Below are 15,518 nucleotides of genomic sequence, written 5' to 3'. Positions count from 1 at the left end.
GTCGGCCTACACGTCTTCTTGCGCCGCTGCTCCCGCCGCCACGCCTGACGTAGGGCCCGGGCCAGGGCCCGCAGGAACTCCTCCCGCTCTTCGGCCTCGGCGTTTTCTTCCTTACCTACCAACTGTTTCCGGGTCTTTCTGGGCAACTGGCTCCTCTCTGTCTTAGGGGCTGGTGACGGTCGACCTAACGTCGCCACCAGCTAGTGGCGACTGCCAGCACGAACAGCGCGACGGCCGCGGTAATGAGCAGGGGGACGAGCGGAGCCAGCAGGTCTGCCGTCACCCGCGTTCCAATGGCCACGGCCAGCAGGAGACTCGTGGCGGCGAAGATGCGCCGCTGCCAGCTCGTCGGGTGTTCGCTCAACGCTGTGAGCGTTAGGTAGTCGGCGGCTGGTCGTGCCGCCGGGCTTCTTCTTGCATGGCCCGCTGAGCCAGGGTGAAGGTCGCCCGGATGCGGCGGGTGGCGTCCAAGACGTGCCAGTCGCTGCCTAGCTGGTAGCGCTCCTGTTCAAGCTGGGCCCGTCGCTCCTCCTGTCGCCTGCGTTCGGCCTCCTGGTCGAGGTAGGCCAGGAGCGCCAGAAGTAGCAGGCAGCCAAAGAGCGCAGCCACGGCTACCACGTCAGTGCCGCCCCGTCTCGGCCACGATGCTGGCGATGGCCACAGCAGCGGTATCGGCAATGGTGCGGTACCGGGCTTCTCCGAGCGGGCAGCGCTGGAGGTGCAAGGCTTCAAGCTGGCTGAGACCAGCTACGGCCTGCATGCCTTCGTTTGCCACCAGTTCGACGGCGCGCACCTTGGCCGCCTGAATAATGCCGTTGCCGTGTTCAAGGGCCACGCTCTCGTGAACGGCTCGTTCAATTCGGGCGGGCACGGGCCGAGGGCGCAGTTCGCGGCTGGACAACGGACTGAGGGCGCCGGTGAGGCGACTGGGCAGACTCGTCATGGGTTTCCTCTCGTCTGGCTCTTGCAGGTGAATGCGGGTGAGGTGCCGACGGACCGCGCCTTCCACGGCCCGTCGGCACGGGGGCGGCTACAGGTTGACGTTCAGGACGGATCCGAATGCTGGCCGGTACACCCGCACCCAGTAGCCGCGCGAACCGCCCTGAACCGCGCAAGTGACGACGATCCAGGCCAGACCACCAGAGCCACCCGGCACATTCGTAAATGTCACGCCGTAGCGAGGTGGCATTCCAGCCAAGGTGTTATAAGCATGGCCCTGGCCATTGAGGACGGCGCTGACATGGGCACTCTGGATACTGTCGGAGCACTGCGTCAGCGCGCCGCTTACGGTTACCGTGCTACTCCAGGGCCAGGCGAACGCCTGGCTGGCGCCACCAAGCATCAAGGCTGAAACAGCCAAAACGGTGGCGAACATCCGCCCAAATTTCTGCATGATTGCTCCTTTGTTCCGAGACTCGTTCCTCTTATGGTTGTTCGCGTAAGCAAAGGAAATTTCAGATGGCTGCTCGTTCAACCTCCTCTCAGGCAAAGAACACCCGGATTTTGTGGATTACCCTGGGGCTATCCGTTGCCCTCAATGTCGGACTCGTTGGCTATTGGACGTATCTCGTTACTGCTGATCAGCTGTCCCTCCAGCGGATCGCCGTCGAACACTTCTGCAATGAGCCGGGCTACTCCCAGCGCATGACGGGAATTACGGGTGAAGATGCCGAGCGGCGCAGGAAGTTAGTAGCTGCCGCTACCTGTTTCGTGGACTACGAGACTGGCAAGTCTCTTGATCTCGACAGCCTCAAGCCCAAGGCTGACAGTGAGCCGGTCGTGCCTGCAAAGCCGTAGCTAGCGGAATCTGCTGACGAGATCAATTCCAGCATCTGGTGCAGCTCGCAAGCAACGAATCTCCCCGCCATCTCCCCAGACGCGATGCCGTTTGCGCAGCTCAGGGCGCCGATGAGATCTTGGGGAGGCGCCAGGGAGGCGCACACAGAGAAGCCCGCCTCCAGACGGAGGCGGACGTAGAGAGGTGCCGGGCAATTACTTTCGGTAGTGAAGCATGATCGCATGGTTGACGTGTCGTCGGTCCAGGTGGTAGATGCCCGGATTGTTGTCGTGAAAATCGAGCATTCGCTTCACGCGGCGGCGTCGGGGGGGCTTCCCTCGCTCCGGATCTCCCGCGTAATCAAGAATTGAGGGATCCCGTTCGTAGGCATCGATAAGGATTAACATTGCTTCAAGGAACGACGTGTAGTCGTCCATGCGCGAGAACCCATCTTCTTTCATCCACTGGGTAATGAAGTCAAGAAGGTTGGGGTAGTCACCGTCATCCTCGTAGTCGCCTACCCAATTCTTGAAGTGCACTACCGTCCAATAAGAAAAGGGCGATGGAGTAAGCATGCAAACTCCTCAGTAGTTGAGTGCTCAACAACTATGAGTTTTATGCCAACGGCCTGCAAATGCAAGCACGAGAGGTTGCCCCTGTATCCGTAGCGTAAACTACGGTGTCCACTCAAAGTGAAAGGAAAGGGATGCGATCGAAGCACGCGCCAGGTGTTACCGCCCTGGAGGATCTTTATTTTCTAGCCGACGTTACCGTCAGTCTCGATTCGTTACGTCAATGCAGCGCTCTCGTGGCACTCGTCGAAGATGCGCTCGGCCGTCGCTTGCCACTTACGCCGAGTGGCGCCTCAGAGTTTCTGGGAATGATCCTTTCGACGTTGGCGGAACAAGAACGCCAGCGCGTCCTAAAAGCTCCGGGCGCAACGTCGGGCATTGCAGCAGTTGGTGAACTAATCGGCCTCGGGAAGAGGCAGCAACTCCAACGGTTGGTCAAGCTCAGGGATGTGAATCCCGCCTACTGGAGCCGTCTCATGGCGGGCGAGTACAAGCGCGGCAAGAAGCAGCGCGAGCTCTTTGGTTCAGTTTGGTATCGCGACAAAGAACGTTACTCAAACAAGGCCGTCCACGACAACGTCGATGACCTTCTCCGCAAGTTTGAACAAGCGATACTGGACTTTCTGAGCGATGAGAAGGTTCGAGCTGAGCTCTTGCAGAAGATCGAGGATCGCGAACCAGCGGAACCAGCCAGCCAGCCTGAGACGTCACCCCCACCAACCCCCGTCGACCCGGAACCCAGTCAGCCGCAACCCATCCGGCCGAACCAGCGCGCCTTCCAACCATGTAGGCGCTTGCTCGCTCTCGCAGCGGCCCTCACTGCCGGGGCCGCGCTGGTCACGTCCCTAACTCAAATCTCGAATCGTTCCCTCGGAACCAGGCTCAGTTACATCGCGGGCAGCCTGACCCCGACCAACACCCCGTTTGCAGACGAGTTTGACGTCCTCCAGTGGAAGCTTTGGAACCATGGAAGCTACCGGGCCATCTTCGCTCCCGCGAGCGAGCCGACGGCTCCGGTCGTCCTGACTGGACTGCTGACGCTGGACGGCCCGCCGCCAGACCAGCAGTGCCCCGAGATGACCATCGCCTGGTCAATCGAAGACGGCCGTGGTGTCCAGGTGGAGCACGGCCAGCTCCACGCAGGCGAGCCAAACCGGCTCCTGCACGTTCCCATAAGCCCCGGCACGAACAGCATCGCCCTGGTGTGGCGAGTAGATATGTCCACAAACGACCAATGTCATGACCAGGCCGGACTGTCCTGGTTCAACCCTCGTCTCCTGGCGCCTGACGAAGCCAGCGCAACGTAGGCGACGAGGCCCAATCTGCAAAGAAGCGCCACGCCGCCCGAGCTGCGGCGTGGCGCTTCCTTTTGGCAAGCTACGCTCTCGGACCGCCCCGGGCCGTGTCATACAGCCACTGCCGGAAGTCCGGTGCACTGGTGTAGACGCTTGGCTTCACGCCAGGGTGCTTGGCCACACTCCGGCTACAGGTGCCAACCAGCTGCGCGACTCCGCCCGAGATGCGGACGGCCGGGCCACCGGAGTCACCGTGTCCCGGTCCATCTGTGCCGTTGGGGTTGTCGGTGCAGATTTCTCCGGCGCTCTGGAAGGCGCCCGCACACTTCTCGGGAGCCAGCACCGTGGTGTCGAGCTGCTGGAGCCGCCGGGGCAGGTCCGTGGGCGGCACCGCGGGGTCGTCGGAGCCCCAGCCGTACAGCCGCACTCGTTCGCCGGGATGCGCGGCCTGCGGGCTGAGCTGGATCGGCTGCAGGTCCACAGGGTGGTCCAGTTTCAGCATGGCCAGGTCATCCACCTGCTTCTGCGGGGCGCCTTCGCCCCACTGCCAGCCGGGCCGGATGACAATCTGGGTCACCTTGGCGGTTTCACCGCCCCCGGTGCGGTCCTTGGAGCCGACCCGGACGAAGAACGTCTTCGCGGCGGTGGGGACGGCGTTGGGATCACCCGGCATATCCGTGACACAGTGTGCGCCGGTCACCACCCAGCTGCGGAACACAAGGGCGCCGCCGCAGGTGTGACGGGCGTAGCGGTCGTAGGCGGGAGCGTCGTACTGCAGCGAGGCCATCCAGCTGGTGTTGCCTTTGGCTTCACTGCCGCCAACGATGTTGGGCTGGATCTCCTCCGCGCTGGTCGCACTGGTTCCGACGAGGGCCGGAGCCAGCAGCAGGGCGACGGTGGAGGCAAGAATGGTTGTTCTCAACAGTCCTCTTTCTGTTTGGTATCACCAACCTCCGACCCGCTTGGCCGGGCCGGAGAGATCTGGGCGGGCGGTCTGCTCGGCAAGCTGTGGCGGGAGCTGTCCGGCACGGGCAGACGCTCCAAGCCGACAAGCACCCGCTTCATGAGGACCTCTTCAGGGCGAACCAACGGCTGCCGCGGATACGGCGTCGGCCGCGTGGTCCGGCCAGGTAGTCGTTTCGGCAATACCGGACGCAGGCGTTCGGTGGGGGCGTCATCTGGTGACTGCGCCCGTTGCGCTGGCACGGCGTGGGGTGAGATCACCGGCAGGACCTCGGTGGGTGCCTCGGCGGCTTGCTCGTCGGCGCGTTCCTGCTTGACACGGGCCAGGATGACGCTGGCGTGCCAGGGATCCTCAGACTGGACCGTCCCAGCATCGACCCTCGCTTGGCGTTTGGACCGCAGCCAGTCCGCCACCACCCACCGGATGACCAGCACCACCGGCAGCGCCAGGATGACCAAGGCGTAGGCGCCCCACCAGGTCATGACGCGGGCTGGTCGGGCGGCTGGACCAGGTCCGGCCCCTCCGCGGCCGCCGGCGGGTCGCCGGGCAGTGCTGGTTGCTCCGCCCCGGAGGGTGTCGGGATGACGCCGTCCTCCTGGTGCTGGGCGTGGGTTTTCATGAGCTCCGCCAGCCCCGCCAGCAAGACCGCGAACTGGCGCTGCCGCTCCGGCGACAAGGCGCCCGTCAGCAGTTCCGCCGTTACCCGGGGAACGTGGTTGGCCACCCCAGACAGTGCCCGGACCAGTTCGGCTGTCTCGGTGTTCACGCCGTCACCTCGTCGGCCAGGATGCGGACCTGGCAGCCGGTGCGGCGAATCTTGGCCGTCCGCCGAGTGGCTTCAGTTGGCCTGCGGTCCAGGTGGTCACTCGTCACGACAAGAGCAAAAGCGGCCTCCGGCAACTGCAAGACATCCAGCAGGCCCGTGAAGCCCGGCCGCGCCTCATGCGCGCAGCCCACACCCACATCACGGAAGATGACCCCGAGCCGCCAACCCCGCGCCACGCTCCACCAGGTCAAGAGATCCGCGCAGGCTTCCGCGTAGCTCGGTTGGGATTCGGGTGTGCGGACGTAGCCATACACCAGCGGTGAGGTCGTGGTCGTTAGGGGAGAGGGCGGCTGCTGGCCCAGCCATCCGGCTAGCTCCTGGAGTTCAGGGAAGGCGTCAGGCATGGGACGACACCTCCACTTGGTGGCGCAGCACCAGCACCTCGGCCCTGGCCTCTTGGGTCAGCCGGTCCCGCATGACGTCCTGGAGCAAGCCGTTGCGCGCCAGGTGCCGCAGGGTGGGCACGACGACGTGACGGGCCTGAGCCCGCACGAGCTCGGTAATGAGTTCGTCGAAGGCTTCGCGCGAACCACAGTGGAACTCAAAGAAGAAGCTGACGAAGTACAGCCCCTGGCCGTCCGCGAACCGCATGATGGCCCGCTCCAGCCGCCGCACCTTGTCATCTGAGACGTCCCGCGGAACTCTCATGTACCCGTACGCCAGGGGCTTCGTTACCAGCATTTGCGGCTCATCTGCCGCAAAGACGGCGGCCGGTGCGGTGGATGGCGGGTCCAACAAGCTGCGCGTGGTCATGGGTGCCTCGCCTTGAGGTCGCGTGCGGTCACGGTGGACGGCACCCTGGTGACCAGGACAAAACGATCACGGGCGGCGGTAGCGCTGGCGGGTGCCGCCCCGTGGTCTTTTCGGGGAGGGCGTCCGTGTCAACCGGTCGCCGGGGTGCCACATATGACCTTCGTCCGGTGAGACCGGGCAAACCAGAGCACGAAAAGCGCCGAAATGTCGCGCGGATGATGCACGCACCATTTTGACCTGCGGTAATGTGTTGATCTCGCCGTGTAACCAGGGAGATGATCATGGCCAGCAAGCGAACAGGGCTCATGCGGGCACGTAAAGCGGCCGGTCTCACCCAGGAACGGTTAGCCGAAGCTCTAGAGATGGACCGCAGCACCATTGGACGCTGGGAGGCAGGCGACACTGAGCCGTTGCCGCATACGCGGTTCAAGCTGGCGAGACATCTACGCATCACCACCGAAAAGCTCGAAGAACTTCTCGCCCAAAGCCTTGAGTCAGACGAAAATCAGGACCTTCAGCGCGGCGCAGCGGATCTGGCCGAGGTAACGTCCGATCCTATGAAGCGACGGACCCTGATGAAGTGGGGCGTGGCGACAACCGCCGCCACAGGGCTTGGCGCCACGGTGTTCGCCAAGATCGGTATGGCAGATGTGCAGCGGTTTCGCCGCACCACCGACCGACTCTGCAGTCTGGATCATCGGCACGGCGGCGAAATCCTGTGGCAGGCCGGGGTGGCCTCGGTGCAGGAGGCCAACACCATGCTGGAGCATGGCAGTTACAGCACCAGTGTTGGGCAAGCGCTCCTTGAAGCCACCGGCAATCTGCACATCCGAACGGGCTGGTTGGCCTGTGACGCCGGACAGCACAAGGTGGCTAGAACCAGCTTCACCGACGCCTTAACCGTTGCTCGCCAGGCCGGCGCCGCCGAGATCGAGACCCGAGCACTGGCAGGTCTAGGCTTCCAGAGCAATCTCGTCGGCCGACCCCGTGAGGGCCTGCGCTTCTCCCGTGCGGCTGATGATGCGGTGCAGACCCTCGGACCATCGTCCCGGATGACGGCCGTGCCGCTGTTGCACCTGGCCGTGGCGAACGCCCGCAGCAACGACTACCGCGGGGCCGAAGCGGCCATCACCCGCGCCCGGAAGGCTCTCGACTCAGACCGAACGGGCGAGGCGGCCAGCTGGGCGGCCTTCATGAGCCCGATGGAGATTGACGGTGTGGAAGCGACCTGTGCCGTAGAGGTTGGTAAGGCCACGCGAGCCGAGAAGCTGCTGGAGCAGGCTATTTCCGGGTACGACGACGGCTTTGCTCGCAACATCGCGCTCTACCGGGTCCGCCTAGCTTCGGCTCGGGTCAAGGCGGGCGCCGTCGATGGCGCTGTCGAAACCACGGGCGAGGTGCTGGATGCCATCTCGGCCGGGCTCGACAGCTGGCGGGTCAACCTCGAACTTGGCCGGGTCATGCGGGCCATCTCGGCCCACGCCGCTCCCGGCGTGAATGAACTGGTGGAGCGCTACCGGACTGTGGTCACCGGATGAGTGATGTTCCTGAGCTGTCGTTGCGTCACTATGACGCGGACGGCATGTACCAGCTTCGTGAGCCACTGCTCACGGTCTATACCGAGGTGTACGCCGATCTTCTTGGTGATCCGTTCTTCGCGCCGGAGCGATTCTGGGAACGCCTCGAGGCCTACGCCAAGTGGCCGGGCTTCGCTCTCGTGACCGGCTGGATAGCGGATGGCCTGATTGGCTACACCCTCGGCTACCGCCTGCCGAACCGGTCCGCCTGGTGGCGGGGCTTCCGGGGCGACGTGGACCCACGGATGCTGGAAGAGGACGGCAAGCGCACCTTCGCCGTCACTCAGCTGATGGTGCTTCCGGCCTGGCAGCGACGTGGCTACGCCAAGCAGCTCCACGACGCGCTCTTACATGACCGGACCGAGGAACGGGCCACCTTGCTCGTGAAGCCTGACAACATCCCAGCTCGCACGGCGTACTTGTCGTGGGGTTGGCGGCGCTTCGGGCAGCTCCAACCGTTCGACGATGCGCCGGTGTATGAGTCGTTGATGTACGGCCTACATTCCTGACTTCTTCGTGTCCTGTTGACAGTAGCGGTGCGTGGGCGCAAGCTTTTCACAAAGGAATTTTCAAGTGAGCACGGAGCGACGTCAAATTAAGAAGCATGGCAAGAGGTTTAAGTAGATGGTATTCTACAATCTACTTTACAAGCTGTCCTGCAGGCTTGCTCCAACTAAAGAAATTTCAGATGATCGAGATATCCCTGTGGCTATCAAGATTGATGGTAACGTCGATGGTCTTGAGTTAGATAATGTTGAGGTCTCGGGGATGAGGCTTATGGATGTTTCCTCTGAGGCAAAGCTTAATGACGTAAGGATGAAGCGTGTTAAGGCTTCCTTCCTGCCGCCACCTCGGCATGCTTCCTTTCGTCTCAGGGCTGCAGTTGATGGCCTCGGTTTCATTGGGTCAGTAATAACTGTAGTTCCGGTAGTTCGAGCTACTCTCGACTACTTGCGAGATCAGCTCCTATGAGCCCCTCTTTGCAGCCAAATGCACTTGGTTTAGCGGATTTAATTAAGGAAGGCCGCGAGTTTCTCGCTTGGGCGACCACGGTAGGCGCGAAAGCGGGGAGCAACAACTGGCTCGAAAAATCTATCGTGAAGATGGAGAAGATTCTAGGCGCTCCCAGTGAAGCAGAAGCGCAGAGACTCTTTGATCAGCTTTATGCAGATCCCGTGGTAAGCCAAAACAACCTCTCAGACATGCAACACCTTCGATTCATTCGAAACAATGTAGGCGTCCAGGATGTCAAGTTATTGTCACGTAAGTTGACCGAGATTCTAAGGGGTCCCGATTCTGTTCGTGAGGAGCAGTCAAAGAAGACACGCCCAAGAGATGTGCGGTTTGAGCTTTCAATATGTGCGCGCCACAACAGCCTTGGAATTCCTACCGTCTTAGCAGACCCCAACCCTGACCTATTCTCTACTTGGGGTAAGCAGAAGATTGCAATCGAGGCTAAGCGTGTGTTCTCGGGAGAGCGGATTGAAGAGCGTCTTACTGAGGCGCACCGCCAACTTCGTGATCGCCCCGCCAGCACTAACGCTGACATGCGGGTGATTTACTGTGATATTACGCGGAGCTTCACGTCTGGCACATCGCACATCCAAGGACGACGCGACGCGGTGTTTCGTGACCTTGATCGGCTACTCGTTGATGAAAGAGCGAACGTGCATGAGCTACTCGCTAAGCGCCGGGCCGTTGAGATCGATGCGGTCATCTTGTGGTACCAAGACTATTTCGAGCCAGGAGAGGAGATCTACGCGATAGTTGGCCTGACGCAAGCCCTTGGAATTGTAAATCCTGTTCAACCCGTAGGCCGCCGTCGCAACGCCGAGAGGCTATTGATGGAGTTGAGTCCAGGTGGACATGTGACCGTGGTTAACAAATCCGCATAAAACTAAACCACTTAAGCTTGAATTGGACGCTAACTAGTTTAATGTAGGTGTGTCTTCTTAACTGCACCGAATGGAGGGTGATCAGGATGGCATACCCATTTTCAAGCGAAGAAGAAGTTCTTGCCAGTGTCCGTGCTAGGTCTGAGGAGCGTAGGTGGCCAATTTCAGAAAGCATACTCGACGCCTTGGTGGATGACCGGCCGTTCGTTAATCGAGCTCGGCCACTTGTTGTGCCCGTCGTGGATATATGGCTGGGGAATCTGAAGAATACCTATGATGAGCTGGTTCTTTGGATGGTTGAGGAGCAGCGAAAGCTTGGTGAAGACATTGTCTGCGATCCGGAGATTCTTTCCGATGCAAGCCATTTGCGTCTTCTTGATTCGAGCCGGTACGGTGACCAGCCCAGTGTCCGCTGGTTGGAAATTGACCTCGCGGGTCGGGACCGAAAAGAGTCAGGCGAACTGACGTGTCCTGCTAAGGAGCGGGACCCGGAGTTTTCGGCCGGTCTTGAAGTGCTGGCCGCTTGTGCGGTGCATCCGAATTACTTACGTCTCTTGAAAGCTCGCATGGTTTCCGGACTGATTATCGGAGGCCTTGAGGTTCATATACCAAGGTTGGGTATCTGGACGGAAGTTCCTGTTCTGAGAACTCACTGCAAGCATTTCGTTGCGACCACGCAGGATCCGGTCGAGCTAGACACACGTTATAAAGATTTCGGTCACCGCGAAATCATGCCCGTAAGAGTGGATGCGTTTGACAGAGTTCACTCGTAAGCGCGAGAAGACGCCTAACACCCTGCCAGTTTCGCTGGTGGGGTGTTTTCTATTGTCCACACTCTTGGTCTTCTAGTGCAAATCTTTCAAAGTTGCAAACCGAGCTTCGCGGAGTGATACTCCCCGCAGAGGAGGGAGCAATACACATGTCAATGGTGCCATCCAATCTCTCGGACGAGCTCAAGCCAATCGCCGAAGAGGCGGACCGGATTCATGAGAGTGCCTTGTGGAGTGGTCAGGGCCAGTTTGAGCAGATGAAGCTCTGGCGGGCCATGAACATGGTTTTCGGTGTCCCGGCCGCGATTCTGGCGGCCTTCTCAGGTGGTACCGGCTTGGCTGCTGCCGAGGCCACGAAGCTCCCTGCTGTCTTAGCCCTGGTTGCCGCAGGCTTCGGGGCGGCGCTCACGACGCTCAACCCGTCTCGTCGGGTCACTCAGGCTCAGGCGGCAGCGAACGCTTACCTGGAAATTCAGACCGACGCCCGCCAGTTCCTCACCATCCGGCTCCCTCACTTGAACCTTGAGGACGCTCGCGAGGAGCTGAAGACCCTGAGCGCCCGCCGCGATGAGGTCAACCGGACGGCCGACCCGCCGAACACCTACGCGTACTGGCGCGCAAAACGCAACATCACAAAGAGCGGTGGACAGGACTACGAGGTAGACAAGGCAGGTAAGGAAGATGGCTAAGACGGCCTCAGAAGGCTTCGACACGTTCCTTGGCTGGCTGACGCCTACCGCAAGCGAGCGGGCCAAGGCTGCCTCGCATCGCCAGAGCATCAAGGACAAGCTTGAGTCCAAGTTCGGCGTGTACCGGATGTTCGAGAGCGGTTCGTTCAAGCACGGAACCGGCGTGAGCGGCCACAGCGATGTGGACTACTTCGTGTCCCTGAAGTCAGACCGCCCGGTGAGATCAGACAGCACGCTGTCTGCTGTTCGTAGTGCGCTTCAGGACCGGTTCCCGTTCACCAGAATCCACGTCGAGCGCCCCGCGGTCGTGCTGGAGTTCGGGCAGGGATACGAACGGGTGGAGGTGATCCCGGCCTACGCCAAGGAACGCGTGACCGACAAAGAGGTCATGAAGTTCAACATCCCCGGTGTCGTTGACGAGTGGCTGGAGTCCACGCCGGAGGCGCATGCCAGCTACGTCAACGACTGCAATGGCACTCCGAAGGGCGGCGCCAAGGAGCTCGCCCGGCTGGTGAAGGCGTGGAAGTACTACCGCAACGTCCCGATCTCGTCGTTCTACCTAGAGATGCGGGCGGCGCAGTACATGGAGGGGGAGACCTTCCTCGACTACCCACAGGACATCAAGCGCTTCCTGTCGAGACTGCAAGGCCACGATCTGGCGGCCATGAATGATCCGACGGGCTACACGGGTCGGATCAACGCCTGCTCCACTGAAACCAAGCGCAACGACGCCTTGTCCAAGCTCAATCTTGCCGTCACGCGGGCGACGAACGCGCTCGAAGAGCACAAGGCGGGGAACACGAAGAAGGCCTTTGAGTGGTGGGACAAGCTGTTCAACGGTGAGTTTCCTTCTTACTACTGATGTAACTTCAAGCCTGAAGGTCTCGCAGACCAGTTCGGACTATCGCGCCCAGATGGACAAGTGGTAACAAACCGCTACACGGCGTAACACTGGTGCGCCTCGCTTCGACTCTGAGTCATCACCGGGCTGACCAGGTGTACACGGCATGGCCAGCTCGACGCACGGAAGCGAGGCCAGCCATGTCTATATCCGCAGCATTCGGCACTACCGCTGCCGCAGGCGAGCCATCAACCGGCAACCTCCAGCAGAACGCCCCGGCCGGCACCACGAGCGTCAGCGACTTCATCACGGTGCAGTCGCTGACCAACTTCGCCGCTATGACAGGAGCCATCGCCGCGGCGTGGGGTGGCGGGCAAAGCTTGTGGAGTCCGCTGCGCGGCGGGTGGTTCCCCTTTGTGCTCTGCGCCCTGTTCGGCCTCGTATCGCTACTCGTGTCCCGTCCGGGCGCCACCGTTCTTGGAACCGAGGGTCAGCCGGTTGCGAACCAGCCCAAGGCGGTCTTCCGTGTACTCCAGCCGTCGTTCATCGCATTGGTGAACGTCTTTGTTCTCTACGGCGTGGTATTGGGGCGTCGGCGGCAGTGAGGCCGTAGCTGTCACAAGAGTCGCTACGAGCAAAACATTGTATCAATTGCGCACCAAGTAGATGACGTAGAGGGTGTGGGTGACTTGGCGATAAGCTTCAAAGATGTGACCAGTGCGGCAAAGGCTCTGGAGCTTAGAATAAGGAGCGGGCCGCTGCCGCCTGGCTGCTTGCGTATCGAGACGGCTGTCGTGAGAAAAGGTCCTCAAGCTTATAAGACAGCTACGCTCTGGTTCTTTGGCGATTCTGAAACTGGTGAGCTGAAGAAAAGGACGCTATCTGTCCAATCTTGGAACGCGAGAGAAGGGGGAGGGGGCTTTGATTTTACGGAGAAGGCGAACTCGTGGGCGTGTGACAACGATGAGATCGATGCGCTGCTCGCCTTTCTGTCTGGGCAGATCGACGAACCCGGGTTATATCGGCGCGTAGGCGACAGTGAGGCTCTAGCGCAGCTGGTTGCCTGTATTGAAGCTGGGAAGGCTGACGCTGAGCAGATTGCGCAGATGGTCCAGGCGCTTGCTGATGCGCCGAACGCTGATGATGTCCTGGCTCGTCATGGGGCAGGACAAGTGCTCCTTGATGGAATTCAGTTCGCGCGACAACGAGATGTGATCTCGGAGCTGACGGCTGCCGTCGAAGATCCTAGTGCTCGCGAAGGCCGGTTTCAGAAGGCGCTCGAAGATAACTGGTGGATGTTCGGCGGGAAGTTTATAGATAAGGCGAGTCGTCGGGCGATAACCGTGCTTGACCAGTTGGATATTCCCCTCATTCGGGCTGACGGTGCCCTGCATGTTATCGAGTTAAAGACGGCGAACGTGCCAGACCTGGTCATCAAGTATCGAAACCACTTCGTCGCAGGTCCAGCTGTCAATGAGGCTGTTGGTCAGGTAATGAACTATCTTCGCGAGCTTGACGAGCAGAGACACACCATCAAGGGCACTCTTGGTATCGAGTGTAGGCGTGCCTTCGCTACTGTCGTGATCGGCCACCCATCCTATGTAAAAGGGGCTACTCAGGATGAGATATCGGAGACGCTCCGAACATATAACTCTCACTTGAGCCGTGTTGAAGTAATTACGTATGGTGATCTTATCCAAGGCGCCCAGGGGGCTCTTGACCTTGCTCGGGCTTAGGTGAGACGGTCCGCTGGCTCTCCGTGTCAACGATTCGGCGAGTCAACCTTAGGTTGTGTCGATCTTTTCGGCGTACGGGAAGTTCTGTCGTCCTCGCGGTCGCATCTCCATGCCAGCAGCAAGCAGGTAATCGCGTACGGTGCTTGCGGCCACATGGTACTTCTTCGCGATCTTGTCAAGTGTCCACCCGTCGCCGTAGAGCTCGGCGGCTGCTTTCACCTCGTCTGGCTCCAGCTTTGAGAAGCGGGTTGTGATACCGAGGCTCTGGAGCCGTTTGAGGATGGTGGTTCGGTGAACATCTAGCTGGTCGGCGATCTGCTGCATGCTCGCGCCAGCTTCGAACCTTGCCACTGCGGTGGCCACCTCGTCAGGACGTAGCTGGCGTTGCGTTTGGTACGCCACGGGTTGTGGTGTCACATCTGCCGGGGTGTCTGACCAGGCCTTGACCATGTCTAACAACCGTCGTACCGGCCGGGAGGGGTTTGAACAGGCCTCGATGACGCGCACGAACGGCGTCCCGGACCTGAAGTGTTCCGCTCTGTGGACATGCTGGTCCGCGCGGTCGGCCGCTGCCGACAATGAGCCGCATGACCGGAACCGGCCTGACCGACGAAGCCACCTATGACCGCACGCGGATCGAGCAATGGCGGGCGGGGAAGGCGCTGTCGCGGCGCGGGATGCTCCGGCTGACGGCCGGCGGCTCACTCGCGCTGACGGCGCTCGGCGCGCTTCCGTCCGGCACGGCATCGGCGGCCACACCGATCGTGAAACCCCTGCCGCCGGAGATCTTCGAGGTCTACGGCACCAACGCGGAGACGCGCTGGGAGGCGCTGAGCGGCCAGGGCTACCTGACTCCGGTCGAGCGGTTCTTCGTGCGAAACCACACCGCCACTCCGACGATCGACGTCAGCACCTGGCGGCTGAAGCTCTTCGGGAGCGGTCTGCGTGGTGGGCCCGTCGAGTTCAGCTACCGGGATCTTCTCCGCTTGCCGTCGGAGACGATCACTTCCGCCATCGAATGCGCGGGCAACGGACGGAGCTACTTCACCAGCCAGCAAGGGCAAACGGTGTCGGGCACGGCCTGGAAGCTCGGCGCGATCGGCGTCGCGCGCTGGCGTGGTGTCCGGCTCGCCACGGTGCTGGCCAAAGCGGGCCTGACGCGGAACGCGGTCGACGTCCTGCCGGAGGGGCTGGACGCCGATTACGTCACCGGCGGGGTCAACCTGGGAAAGGTGCGCCGTCCGCTGCCGGTCGCGAAGGCGCTGCAGGACGTTCTGCTGGCGTACGAGATGAACGGGCACCCGCTTCCGCCGGATCACGGCCATCCGGTGCGGCTCGTCGTACCCTCCTGGGCCGGGATCTCGTCGATCAAATGGCTGGGGCGCATCGAAGTCTCCGAAACGCCACTGGTGTCCCCGTGGAACACGCAGTACTACCGGCTGCTCGGGCCGGACTATCCGGCCGAGGGCACGCTCGTGACCCGGCAGGTGGTCAAGAGCGCGTTCGAACTGCCCTGGAACGCTGAGTTCGCGGCCGGTGACAGGCAGGTGCTGCGCGGGCGCTCGTGGTCGGGCAACGGCCGGATCAGGCGGGTCGACGTCGATACCGGAAGCGGTTGGCGGCAGGCGAAGTTCGTGGGCGCGGCGGCGGATCGAGGGTGGCAGCGCTGGGAGATCCCTTGGCGCGCCGGTGTTCCCGGTGTCCACACGCTGCGGGCGCGAGCCACGGACATCACTGGCGTCACTCAGCCCGAGGTCACCCCGCACAACACCCAGGGCTACCTGTTCGACGCCGTCGTCCGGCATCCGGTCCGGGTGGTGTGA

General features: G+C 61.4%; 23 protein-coding genes. 12 read left to right on the top strand and 11 right to left on the bottom strand.

The genetic code is table 11. The features are described from left to right. Positions 1-184: 184 nt before the first annotated feature. From AMK34_RS10495 to AMK34_RS42580, 4 genes are all read right to left on the bottom strand, one after another. Positions 185-364, bottom strand: a complete 180-nt coding sequence (locus tag AMK34_RS10495; protein ID WP_073844898.1) for a hypothetical protein — start codon at positions 362-364, stop codon at positions 185-187. A gap of 11 nt (positions 365-375) precedes the next feature. Then, a complete protein-coding gene (locus AMK34_RS10490; protein WP_143202409.1) occupies positions 376-609 on the bottom strand; it encodes a hypothetical protein in 234 nt (77 codons plus the stop codon). 10 nt (positions 610-619) lie between these two features. Continuing rightward, the gene (locus tag AMK34_RS10485) at positions 620-943 is read right to left on the bottom strand and encodes a hypothetical protein (RefSeq protein ID WP_073844894.1); all 324 of its coding nucleotides are present in this window, start codon (positions 941-943) and stop codon (positions 620-622) included. Between the two features lie 87 nt (positions 944-1,030). Continuing rightward, the gene (locus AMK34_RS42580; RefSeq protein ID WP_143202408.1) at positions 1,031-1,393 is read right to left on the bottom strand and encodes a hypothetical protein; all 363 of its coding nucleotides are present in this window, start codon (positions 1,391-1,393) and stop codon (positions 1,031-1,033) included. Positions 1,394-1,458: 65 nt separating this feature from the next. Between AMK34_RS42580 and AMK34_RS10480 the strand changes: the two genes are divergently transcribed. After that, positions 1,459-1,797, top strand: coding sequence for a hypothetical protein (locus AMK34_RS10480; RefSeq protein WP_073844893.1), 339 nt, complete (start codon positions 1,459-1,461; stop codon positions 1,795-1,797). Positions 1,798-1,992: 195 nt separating this feature from the next. On the opposite strand, the gene AMK34_RS10475 is transcribed toward AMK34_RS10480, so the two are convergent. Further along, positions 1,993-2,352, bottom strand: a complete 360-nt coding sequence (locus AMK34_RS10475; RefSeq protein ID WP_143202407.1) for a hypothetical protein — start codon at positions 2,350-2,352, stop codon at positions 1,993-1,995. A 131-nt stretch (positions 2,353-2,483) separates the two neighbouring features. On the opposite strand from AMK34_RS10475, the gene AMK34_RS10470 reads away from it, so the two are divergent. Beyond that, on the top strand, positions 2,484-3,656 hold the full coding sequence (locus tag AMK34_RS10470) for a hypothetical protein (protein ID WP_143202406.1): 1,173 nt from the start codon (positions 2,484-2,486) through the stop codon (positions 3,654-3,656). Positions 3,657-3,726: 70 nt separating this feature from the next. On the opposite strand, the gene AMK34_RS10465 is transcribed toward AMK34_RS10470, so the two are convergent. The 5 genes from AMK34_RS10465 to AMK34_RS10445 are packed head-to-tail and all read right to left on the bottom strand — an operon-like array spanning position 3,727 to position 6,187. Next, positions 3,727-4,566, bottom strand: coding sequence for a S1 family peptidase (locus AMK34_RS10465; protein ID WP_241832745.1), 840 nt, complete (start codon positions 4,564-4,566; stop codon positions 3,727-3,729). Further along, positions 4,563-5,090, bottom strand: coding sequence for a hypothetical protein (locus AMK34_RS10460; protein WP_073844887.1), 528 nt, complete (start codon positions 5,088-5,090; stop codon positions 4,563-4,565). Before AMK34_RS10460 ends, AMK34_RS10465 begins: the two co-directional genes overlap by 4 nt. Further along, positions 5,087-5,374 carry a hypothetical protein gene (locus AMK34_RS10455; RefSeq protein WP_073844885.1) on the bottom strand — a complete coding sequence of 96 codons (288 nt, stop codon included), beginning with the start codon at positions 5,372-5,374 and terminating at the stop codon, positions 5,087-5,089. Before AMK34_RS10455 ends, AMK34_RS10460 begins: the two co-directional genes overlap by 4 nt. Then, positions 5,371-5,778, bottom strand: a complete 408-nt coding sequence (locus AMK34_RS10450; protein WP_073844884.1) for a recombinase family protein — start codon at positions 5,776-5,778, stop codon at positions 5,371-5,373. The genes AMK34_RS10455 and AMK34_RS10450 overlap by 4 nt, the downstream gene beginning before the upstream one ends. Beyond that, entirely contained in the window at positions 5,771-6,187 is a 417-nt protein-coding gene (locus AMK34_RS10445; RefSeq protein ID WP_083649828.1) for a recombinase family protein, read from the bottom strand. The genes AMK34_RS10450 and AMK34_RS10445 overlap by 8 nt, the downstream gene beginning before the upstream one ends. A gap of 281 nt (positions 6,188-6,468) precedes the next feature. On the opposite strand from AMK34_RS10445, the gene AMK34_RS10440 reads away from it, so the two are divergent. The 9 genes from AMK34_RS10440 (at position 6,469) to AMK34_RS42560 (ending at position 13,695) form a co-directional block, all read left to right on the top strand. Further along, positions 6,469-7,725, top strand: a complete 1,257-nt coding sequence (locus tag AMK34_RS10440; protein ID WP_158073282.1) for a helix-turn-helix transcriptional regulator — start codon at positions 6,469-6,471, stop codon at positions 7,723-7,725. After that, on the top strand, positions 7,722-8,273 hold the full coding sequence (locus AMK34_RS10435; protein ID WP_073844880.1) for a GNAT family N-acetyltransferase: 552 nt from the start codon (positions 7,722-7,724) through the stop codon (positions 8,271-8,273). The genes AMK34_RS10440 and AMK34_RS10435 overlap by 4 nt, the downstream gene beginning before the upstream one ends. A 115-nt stretch (positions 8,274-8,388) precedes the next feature. Beyond that, positions 8,389-8,736 (top strand): hypothetical protein, encoded by a 348-nt coding sequence (locus AMK34_RS42575; protein ID WP_143202405.1) that lies wholly within the window; start codon positions 8,389-8,391, stop codon positions 8,734-8,736. After that, the gene (locus tag AMK34_RS42570; RefSeq protein ID WP_143202404.1) at positions 8,733-9,659 is read left to right on the top strand and encodes a hypothetical protein; all 927 of its coding nucleotides are present in this window, start codon (positions 8,733-8,735) and stop codon (positions 9,657-9,659) included. Before AMK34_RS42575 ends, AMK34_RS42570 begins: the two co-directional genes overlap by 4 nt. Positions 9,660-9,898: 239 nt before the next feature. Continuing rightward, on the top strand, positions 9,899-10,432 hold the full coding sequence (locus tag AMK34_RS42565) for a hypothetical protein (protein WP_143202403.1): 534 nt from the start codon (positions 9,899-9,901) through the stop codon (positions 10,430-10,432). Between the two features lie 146 nt (positions 10,433-10,578). Continuing rightward, a complete protein-coding gene (locus AMK34_RS10425; RefSeq protein WP_073844877.1) occupies positions 10,579-11,118 on the top strand; it encodes an SLATT domain-containing protein in 540 nt (179 codons plus the stop codon). Further along, positions 11,111-11,980 (top strand): nucleotidyltransferase domain-containing protein, encoded by an 870-nt coding sequence (locus tag AMK34_RS10420; protein WP_073844875.1) that lies wholly within the window; start codon positions 11,111-11,113, stop codon positions 11,978-11,980. The genes AMK34_RS10425 and AMK34_RS10420 overlap by 8 nt, the downstream gene beginning before the upstream one ends. A 179-nt stretch (positions 11,981-12,159) precedes the next feature. Continuing rightward, a complete protein-coding gene (locus AMK34_RS10415) occupies positions 12,160-12,564 on the top strand; it encodes a hypothetical protein (RefSeq protein ID WP_073844873.1) in 405 nt (134 codons plus the stop codon). Positions 12,565-12,639: 75 nt separating this feature from the next. Further along, positions 12,640-13,695, top strand: coding sequence for a Shedu anti-phage system protein SduA domain-containing protein (locus AMK34_RS42560; RefSeq protein WP_143202402.1), 1,056 nt, complete (start codon positions 12,640-12,642; stop codon positions 13,693-13,695). A gap of 48 nt (positions 13,696-13,743) precedes the next feature. On the opposite strand, the gene AMK34_RS10405 is transcribed toward AMK34_RS42560, so the two are convergent. Further along, positions 13,744-14,202, bottom strand: coding sequence for a hypothetical protein (locus tag AMK34_RS10405; protein ID WP_143202401.1), 459 nt, complete (start codon positions 14,200-14,202; stop codon positions 13,744-13,746). An 80-nt stretch (positions 14,203-14,282) separates the two neighbouring features. On the opposite strand from AMK34_RS10405, the gene AMK34_RS10400 reads away from it, so the two are divergent. Next, the gene (locus AMK34_RS10400) at positions 14,283-15,518 is read left to right on the top strand and encodes a sulfite oxidase (protein WP_073844868.1); all 1,236 of its coding nucleotides are present in this window, start codon (positions 14,283-14,285) and stop codon (positions 15,516-15,518) included.

It is taken from the genome of Amycolatopsis sp. CB00013 (assembly GCF_001905755.1).
Taxonomy (GTDB): Bacteria; Actinomycetota; Actinomycetes; order Mycobacteriales; family Pseudonocardiaceae; genus Amycolatopsis; species Amycolatopsis japonica.
This window is presented reverse-complemented; position numbering and strand designations above follow the sequence as displayed.